The organism is Acidithiobacillus sp. IBUN Pt1247-S3, from assembly GCF_041146875.1.
Taxonomy (GTDB): domain Bacteria; phylum Pseudomonadota; class Gammaproteobacteria; order Acidithiobacillales; family Acidithiobacillaceae; genus Igneacidithiobacillus.
In genome coordinates, this window is sequence record NZ_JBFRXP010000088.1 from 1 (window position 1) to 365 (window position 365).

Consider the following 365-nt stretch of genomic DNA (forward strand, 5'->3'; position numbering starts at 1 on the left):
GCCACGGTACATCATGAATCGACCCTAGCGGCGCCAGTGGTACCCGAGGAGCAGCCCGTGGCCATCCATCCCCAGGAGGCCGGACTGCGCCGTCGTCGTCCTCTGGCCTACGCCACCCGTCTGCGCCTACGGGCGCAAGCCGAAGGCGTCGAGCTCCATATCCACAACCCTGCCCCCGTGGGCGTGGTCTGTACCGCTTATTGGGAAGGCAGCCATGCGCTGCCGCATCACTATACCGTTGGCGCTGGCGCGCAGCTCAGCGATACCCTGCGTTCCCCCAACGGGCAAGATCTCGCGCTTATGGTCTACGGCCCCGATGGCTTTATCCGCGGCCTCTACGGTAAAGGCGCTTCGCCCCTACAAGT

The 365-nt window shown here is 65.2% G+C and carries 1 protein-coding gene; it reads left to right on the forward strand.

What is annotated here, in order from left to right:
* The coding region (locus AB4090_RS15170) for a phospholipase domain-containing protein (RefSeq protein ID WP_369574708.1) at positions 1–365 on the forward strand (365 nt) is incomplete at both ends.